Below are 3,964 nucleotides of genomic sequence, written 5' to 3' on the forward strand. Positions count from 1 at the left end.
TTATTATACTTTGATTGTTTTTTATGTGTCAAGTTTTATTATACAGGATTATTTCGACCTCCGAAGAGACAGCCGAATCCAATACGGACTCGGCTGTTATCGGCGTTGTTGCGGTAGTTTCTGCTGCATTCTGTATTGGCGGACTGATCGTTCCGCAGGCGGTCATTGTCATTGCGATTGCCGCTGAAACCATAGCTGAATATATTTTTTTCATACACAAATTCTCCTTTTTAAACGATCGACCAGATATACAACGGAGCAGTCAAAGCAAAGATAAGACAGCCGAAAATGATAGCAATCGGCGTCCACTCCAACTGCCCGTGTTTGCGGTAATCCAAGTATGCCAGCGTTATCTTAACAAACAGCAAAACCGCCAATATCACGTCGATTACGGGGAACACGACGTTGTTTACAACCGAAACCACCTGCGATCTTGCAGTGGTCCAAGTGCTTTGCACAGCTCCCGCAACATCGCCTGAAGCATAAGCAGTTAGCGACATCATAGCTGCAAAGCACACCGAACTTGCTGCTGCGATCAGTTTCTTTTTAGATCTCATTTCACATCATCCTTTCTCTGTTCCTTATCGTTCCTCTTGCATATGACCATACCGAAAGCCATAATAACCGCTGCGGCTACTAGATAAAGCTCAGCACTATTGTCTGCGGATACACCTGTATTAGGAGTATCTATTGTGACTGTAGGAGGAATTTCAAGATCAGGCGTATGCTCATCGTACATAACGACCTCCGTTACACTTCCGTCAGTATTCACAGTAAACTTTATCTCGCTTGCAATCTCATAACCGTCGGGAGCGATCGTTTCACGGAGCGTGTACTCCTTGCCTGCAATCAGCTTGCCCTCGATAAAGTGAGCCTCGTCTGTTGATACCCATTCCGTGGCAACATTTCCGTCCTCGTCAATAATCTGAAGCGTTGCGCCGGGGAGCTCCTCACCTGTAGTAATATCCTGCTTGGAAATTCTGACTTTTGTAGATTTATTCACAGCTTTAATTTCTATGACTTCGCCGTCCTCAGAAATTGTCACAGGGTAGCTTTCATCGCTGAGAATATATCCTGTGGGAGCTTCGATTTCCCTGACGATATACTCGCCGTATGGGATCTTGTCAAATTCAAAGTGTCCGTTTTCATCGGAAACAGCGGTCATATATGCGTTGTCAGCAGTAAACTCAGCAGTATCAACAGCAAACAGTCCGAACAAAGCATTTTCAAGAGATTTCTCGTTTTCATCAACCTTTTTACCGCTGATTTTTCCACGTTTTAAAGCATTCTTAAACTCGCCGCAATCAACAGTAACAGTAGTTACTTCCTGTCCCATATACTCGAAGTTTACAAGGTACTTTTTACCGTTCAGAACATAATGCTCATCGGTTGCAATTTCCTGAACGTAATACTTGCCGAAAGGCAGAGCAGTATCAAACTTTGCGGACATATTTTCAGCAAGACTTATTTCAGAAATCAGTCCGTCAGCAGGAATTACCGAGCCGTCAGCGGCGGTAATATTCTCGGCTGCGAACAGTCCGAAACGAACTCGGGTATATTCATCGGAGTTACCGATGTTAAATAACTCGTCCTTTTCCATGACCTTAGAAAGTGAAATTTCTACACCCTGATAATCGTTGACAAATGACGTATTTACGGTATCACGAACAGCAATTTCCTGTCCTGCATAGGTCAGTTCAACAAACTGAGATTCTGCGTTAAGAGCATAGCCGTCAGGGGCAGTAATTTCTCTGACTTCATACTTGCCAAGATACAAAAGGTCTGTTTCTGCATATCCGTTTTCATCGGTCGTGATCTCAGCTACAACATCGCCGGCATTTGCTCTGATCGTGCCGTCAAGCGTCACAATATCTTCTACTGCGATAATCTGAAATACTGCACCGGACAGATTTCCGCTTGCAAAAACGGGAGTGTAAGTTGTCGGATTTACAATAGTTTCGCAGTTTTCGTCCGTGTAAGCAGATGATGCTGTAGCGACCGTTGTAAAAATATCACCTGTTTTCTGAACAGAAATTCTGCCCTTCTGTGCGGTATTTGTTTTCTCCACAACTACGGTTTCCACTGAACCGTCAATTGTAAATGGAACAGGATTTTTATCAAGCACATAACCCTCCGCCGACTGCACTTCGTGAAGCTCGTAATCGCCGTAAGCAAGCTCCTGCGGCAGCATCAGCGAGCCGCTTTCATCGGTGTAAAATGTGTCGAGAATCATTTCTGACGGATAGTAAATTTTTTGAGAAATATATTCGGAATTTGCACAGTCCCAAACCTTGAAGCCGATGCCCGAAACGGGAATTACATTGCCTGTTTCAGCGTCCTTTTTCACGATTTTAACAAAGGATTTTTTCACTGCGTCATTGAGCAAATAGAAATATTCTTTTTCGTTTTCGCTGATTACAACCTCAAAATCCTCCATATATTCGGTGCTTTCCCAGCCCTTGGTCTGATGAACGACATAGATTCCGTAGGGGAGCTTTTTTGTCGCAGCATAGCCGTTTTCATCGCATACGAGATAGTCTTTTTCGCTGTCTTTTGCAGCTTCATAAGAGCCTGATGACTTGAGATAAACCTCAAACTCTGCACCGACTTCGGGAGTTTCGATCTGCGTTGTTCCGTCATCGGAATGCTTGATTATGCTGATTTTTCCCTTGAGAACGTCCTCGGTCACTGTCATGGAAATGGGGTTATGCTCAATGGAATAATTCTCAGCTTCTGCACCAACCGAGTACACAGTTTCGTCAAGCAGATAGCCCTCGCTTGGTGAAATTTCCTGAACAGTGTAGTTTCCGCAGACATACTCTTTTGATTTGAAATATCCATTTTCATCTGTGGTGTAGGTGTCAATCAGTTCGCCGTCACGGTAAATGCCGTAAACTGCTCCTGCAAGAGTACCGTCGCCCTGTGCGGAAACTGTTTCGGAATCCTGCTTTGTTACTTGGGCGGTAAACTTTTTGAGAACGTTTTTGAATGTCTTGGTTGTAGTTGCGTCAGCAGTAAGAGTTGCTGTCTGATCCGCAGGAACAACATATTTTACGGGTACATTTTTTTCAGAAATCGTGTAAACAATTTTCTCGTTATTGCTGTCGTAAACGGGAATATCGGAAAGAATTGCGATACCGTCAGAACCTGTTTTTATGCTGTAAGTCTTGCCGTTACCTGTTACAGTAAATTCTCTGCCGCCGTTCTGATTATCCTCAGACTGCTTGTTGATCTTAATAGAACCTGTTTTAAGTTCGTTGTTGAATTTCACATTTACGGTCAGATCAATGTCGCCGTCTGTAAGCTTGACATTCTTCGCCTTGGGAGTTTCATATCCCGTATCTACGTTGATTTCGGATATGGTATATGAAATTGCTTTTTTACTTGTAAGATCGTATACGTTAAGACCTTTAAACTCCGCAATTCCGCTTGAATTTGTCTTTGCCGTCTTGGAGTGAGATTTTCCGTTCTGAGTCCATGTTACTCTAAATTCACGCTGACCGATTATACCATCCTCGGCAGTTTTATTGATTATGATGTTTCCTTTAAGATAATCCTCGGTAACATTTACGTTTTCATTTGCATTAAGTGCAAATACTTCAGTTGATAGGCTGTAGCCTGTAGGTGCTTTGATTTCTTTAACATAATACTGCTTATTCGGAAGTTCAATCGAGCCGCTTCCGTTTTTATCGATTTTGATTTCTCCTGCTTTGTTTTTACAAGCTTTATCAGTGTATACGCCGTAAATAGCCTGTGAACCGTCAATAGGACTGATACCATTGATCTTTACGGTATTATCAGCTTTATAGACTTTTGTAATAGTAAATTTCACATCTTTGGATGTGATCCTGAACGCCGACATATTCATGACAGTCGCAGTTTTACCGTCGGTCTTGTTATTGATAACAACTCCCTCAGAGCCGTTAGCCTCAATTCTCCAATGAGTACCGCCTGCACCTTTTCC

Annotated in this window: 3 protein-coding genes; all 3 read right to left on the reverse strand. The window is 42.9% G+C overall.

Going from position 1 to position 3,964, the window contains the following annotated elements; genetic code table 11:
- Window positions 1-28: 28 nt before the first annotated feature.
- Window positions 29-214, reverse strand: a complete 186-nt coding sequence (locus tag DWW81_RS12915; RefSeq protein WP_117898181.1) for a hypothetical protein — start codon at window positions 212-214, stop codon at window positions 29-31.
- A gap of 16 nt (window positions 215-230) precedes the next feature.
- The gene (locus DWW81_RS12920) at window positions 231-557 is read right to left on the reverse strand and encodes a DUF3852 domain-containing protein (RefSeq protein WP_117898182.1); all 327 of its coding nucleotides are present in this window, start codon (window positions 555-557) and stop codon (window positions 231-233) included.
- On the reverse strand, window positions 554-3,964 hold a 3,411-nt coding region (locus DWW81_RS12925; protein WP_117945396.1), incomplete at its 5' end, for a SpaA isopeptide-forming pilin-related protein. The genes DWW81_RS12920 and DWW81_RS12925, both read right to left, overlap by 4 nt.

The sequence above is a fragment of the Ruminococcus sp. AF17-1AC genome (assembly GCF_003461385.1).
Lineage (GTDB): Bacteria > Bacillota > Clostridia > Oscillospirales > Ruminococcaceae > Hominimerdicola > Hominimerdicola aceti.